The sequence below is a fragment of the Variovorax sp. P4_D9 genome (assembly GCF_056401695.1).
In genome coordinates, this window is record NZ_JBFUIU010000785.1 from 1 (window position 1) to 4,063 (window position 4,063).

The 4,063-nt window shown below is 72.2% G+C and carries 4 protein-coding genes and 1 pseudogene; all 5 read left to right on the top strand.

The window, feature by feature from the left end; all coding sequences use genetic code 11:
• Positions 1–750: pseudogene (locus AC1DY5_RS45075) on the top strand (phage tail protein); the annotation flags it as partial.
• A gap of 325 nt (positions 751–1,075) precedes the next feature.
• The gene (locus AC1DY5_RS45080) at positions 1,076–1,390 is read left to right on the top strand and encodes a hypothetical protein (RefSeq protein ID WP_478120900.1); all 315 of its coding nucleotides are present in this window, start codon (positions 1,076–1,078) and stop codon (positions 1,388–1,390) included.
• Positions 1,391–1,408: 18 nt separating this feature from the next.
• Positions 1,409–1,762 (top strand): hypothetical protein, encoded by a 354-nt coding sequence (locus AC1DY5_RS45085; protein ID WP_478120901.1) that lies wholly within the window; start codon positions 1,409–1,411, stop codon positions 1,760–1,762.
• Positions 1,759–2,664: a hypothetical protein gene (locus AC1DY5_RS45090; RefSeq protein ID WP_478120902.1), complete on the top strand. Its 906-nt coding sequence runs from the start codon at positions 1,759–1,761 to the stop codon at positions 2,662–2,664. Before AC1DY5_RS45085 ends, AC1DY5_RS45090 begins: the two co-directional genes overlap by 4 nt.
• A 24-nt stretch (positions 2,665–2,688) precedes the next feature.
• A partial coding sequence (locus AC1DY5_RS45095; RefSeq protein WP_478120903.1) for a hypothetical protein occupies positions 2,689–4,063 on the top strand: 1,375 nt, incomplete at its 3' end.

The following is a 4,063-nucleotide window of genomic DNA, read 5'->3' on the forward strand; positions in this document are numbered from 1 at the left end:
GATCTGGCTCGCCGCCACGGCACCCGTGATGGCCTGCGGCTGGCGCTCGACGTCGCCAGCGGCGGTGCGGTGCGCGGCGGCGAGATCGTGGTGATCGAGGACTTCAGGCTGCGCCGCATCCTGGCGACACTGCTAGGCGTCGACATGAGCGATGCGCATGATCCGCTGCTGCCCGGGCTGCACCAGAGCGGCAACTCGATCGTCGGCGACACGCTGTTCGTCGGCAGCAGTGAAGGCGCGGAGCTCGCGGCGCTGTATGCCGACGTGGCGACCAGCGACAGCGAAGACGCAACCGCGCTCGACTTCCTCGGCCGACTGGCGCATCGCGCCACGGTGCTGGTGCATCAGGAACTCGCGCCGCAGGACTTCGCGCTGATCCGCCGCATCGCGCAGCTCGAGGCGCCGGCTCATGTGCTGGTGCGGGTCGTCGGCGCGACCTGGCCGCTCTTGGTCGGCATCGCCAGCCTGGTCGGCGTCGATACCTACCTCGGGCCGCCGCGCGAGCCGCGGCCGGTGCGCGTCGGCGTCTCTTCGGTGGGCCTCGGGGATCGTCTCATCGGGCCCGGCGTGCTCGACCCGCGACTCGCGGGCAACACCGGCGCGCTGGTTGGGCCCCCGGTCGCCGATGCAGGAGGCGACCGCGCGGTGCCAGTGGGCACCAGCTTCGTGCTGGACGGCAGTGGGTCGCGTGCGCCTGAAGGGCGACGCATCACCGAATACCGGTGGCGGCTGTTGCCGCCGCAGGACTGAACCGGGAGTTGCATTGCCATGAAGCGCTTATCGGGTCGGGTTGCTTTTTGCGTTGGGTGGACTGCGGCGGCGGGCGGTATGCCCTGGACCGGCCGACGTCACCGGCCGCTTCGCGGCTGCCCTGCGCTGCTCGCGGTGCGCGGGGTTTCGCTCAAACTCGCTTCGCTCAAACAGTCGCGAGCCCTGATCCGCGCACCGCTGCGCTGCTCGGCGGTGCCTCAATGGCCGGCGCAGTGGGGTCGTTCGGCCCGTACCGCGTGCCGGGCGCCCGCCCCAAGGGACACGACCACGCATCCAAGATTCTTTTCAACCCAGGAGAAACCACATGGCTGAATTCGTGATCGGTACCGACATCAGCACCGCCGAGGCGGTGATCGAAGTCACGGTGAGCCCCGACAAGCCGCTGCCCGTGGGCCGGCAGATCTTCAGGCTGATCGTGGTCGACGATTCGGGCAACGAGTCGAAGCCCGACCAGATCGTCGTGATCGTCGCCGACCAGGGCGCCCCGACCGCGGTACTCCAGGGGCCGCAGACCGTGGCCTCGGGCACCAGCTTCAAGCTCAGCGGCGAGAAGTCCTTCGACGTGGGCGGTGGCAAGGTGGTCAAGTACGTCTGGACCTACGTCGGCCCTGCCACCTGAGGATCGCGAGGACGCACCATGGTCGCCTTCACGATCGGCAAGCCCATCACCACCGATGTCGGCGGCATCGAGGTGGACGGCCTGCCTGCGGGCAGCCATCGCTTCCAGCTGGTGGTCGAGGACAGGAACGGCGTGCGCTCGCAGCCTCAGCAGATCGTGGTGCTGGTGCGCGACCGCGTGCTGCCGCCGATCGATCCGCCGATCGTGCGTCCGCCAGTGGTGGGGCCGGTCATCGACCCGGTGCGGCCGCCCATCACCGGCCCGGTCATCGCCGGCCCGCTGGTCTCGCCGCTGGTCGTGCGCGATGCCGGTCCCGCGCCGCCACCGCCCAAGCCGACACCGGCGCGCAAAAGCAAGAGGAGAAAGCCATGACCATCCTGGCCACCAGTGCCGACCCGCTGTTCGCGCAGCCGCGTGCCGAGCGGCCGGCCTATGCCACCGGCATGCTGCTCGACGCCCAGGACTTCAGCGACGAGCAGACCTACCACCGCGGCCGCCTCGCGCTGGCCTTGTCGCTGCTGGCCGGCGGCGGCACGCTAGCCGGGCTCGCGGTCGAGCACCAGCCGCAGAGCGCGACCCAGGCCGAGGAGGTGCGGGTTCGGCCCGGCGTCGCGGTCGACCGGCTCGGCCGCCTGGTCGAGCTGCCGCGCCCGGCCTGCCGCGGGCTGGCCGACTGGTTCGCCGATGTCGCGGCCGCCGACGGCGGCGATACGCTGCGCACCAGCGCCTACGGCAACCTGCAGCGCTTCGTCTCGGCGCGCTTCCTCGCCGCCAACCCGGCGCTGCCCGCGCGCGCCGTGGTGGCCGATGTCTACCTCCGCTTCGCGCAGTGCGCGGTGGGCCTGACGCCGAGCTTCGCGGCCGGCCCCTTCGACGCGCTCAACGCGGTGTCGACCTCGCGCATCCGCGATGCCTACGAACTGCTGATGGTGCCGCGCACCGGGCTCTCGGACGCCCAGGCCGGCCTGCCGCTGCCGCCGGCCGGCCCGCTGCTCGGCACCGGCAGCGCTAGCGAGCGAAGCGCCGCGGCGCAGGATGCGGTGCTCGGCGGCTATGTCGCGAGCGGCCACGTCGGCGGCACCGCGCAGGGCCTGCCGCCGGGGCCCGAGCATCCGCCGAACCTGGACACCAGCGCGGTCTTCATCGCCCGCGTGCTGCTGCCGGTGGGCGCCGCCAATCCGCCGCAGCGCACCGCCGACCTGCCGCTGGCCGACAACTTCTCGCGCCGCTTCCTGCCGTCGATGCCGCTGCTGTGGCAGTCGGCCGGCCTTTGATTCCCCCGTCTTCCGGAGCCCGTCATGGCCACCTTGTTTCTCGATTCGCGCAGCTCGAACTTCTCGAACGTCGCGCGCGGCGCCTCGCGTGAACAGATCGCCCTCGACGAGGTGCGGCGGTTGCGCAGCAGCGGTGTGCTGGTGGAGGACGCGCGGCGCGAGCGGCCGCGCTACTTCGATGGCCGCTTCCTGGCGGCGCGCGACCTGATCAAGGACCAGCAGTACTTCCTCACGCGCGAAGCCGACCTCGGCCGCGCGGCCGGCTCGGGTGTCGCCACCGGTCTGCAGGTCGACATCGGCGACAGCGCCTCGCAGCTGGTGATCGGTGCCGGCCAGGGCATCACGCCGACCGGCGAGCTGGTGCTGCTGCCGGCCGATCTGCGCATCAACCTCAGCGACCTGCCGCTGGCCGAGCAACTGTCGGCGCGCTTCGGACTCGGCCGCATTCCGGCGGCGCCGATGCGCAGCCGCACGGGCCTGTTCGTGATCGCGCTGCGGCCCGTGGAGTACACGGCCAATCCGATCGGCGCCTACCCGACCACGCTGACCGGCCCGCGCACCGTGGAGGACGGCGATGTGATTGAGGCCACCGCCGTGACGCTGGTGCCGTGGCAGGACGATGGCGCCGCCGACGCGCTGCAGGCCCGCCGCGCGCATGCGGCGCGGGCGATCTTCGTGCAGGGCGGCAATGCGGCGCTGGCCTCAGGCCTGCTGCCGCTCGCGATGCTGGCGCTCGAAGGCAACCGGCTGGTCTGGATCGACGAGGCGATGGTGCGGCGCGAGCTCGGCGCCGACCGCGGCGACCTGCCGGGCCTGGGCTTCGCGCCGCGCGCACTGCGCCTCGCGCACCTGATGCAGCACACGACGCATCTCGAGGACGTGAGGCGCCAGCTCGGCGACCGCAACTTCCCGGCGGCGACGCAGTTCGAGGCGCTGCCGCCGGCCGGCCCGCTGCCGCCCGGCATCATCGCCACCAACGACTTCACGCAGCGCTACTTTCCCTCGGAGGTGGATGTCGACTTCTCGGTGATTCCCGAAGATGAGCTGCCGGCGCTGGTCGAAGAGTCGCTGGCTCTGCCGCCGATCGACCTGCAGGACAGCGAGGCCGCGCTCGACCGCACCGCGGTGCTGGTGCTGGCGCCGGTGCCGCGCGCCGAGTGGCGCGCAGTGATCGCGCGGCTCGAATCGCGGGTGCGCACCCTCCGGCCCGCGGCGCCGAACCAGGTCGCGCTGCGCAAGCCGCTGGAGATCCTCACGCGGCTGCGGCTGCCCTTGCCGGTCCCGCCGCCGGCGCCCTCGGATGCCGAATGGACGCGGCTCGCCAACCTGCCGCGGCTCTGGTACGTGCGGCGTCGCAACCTGGCCTACCGCGACGACCTGGCTGGCACGCCGCTGGCGG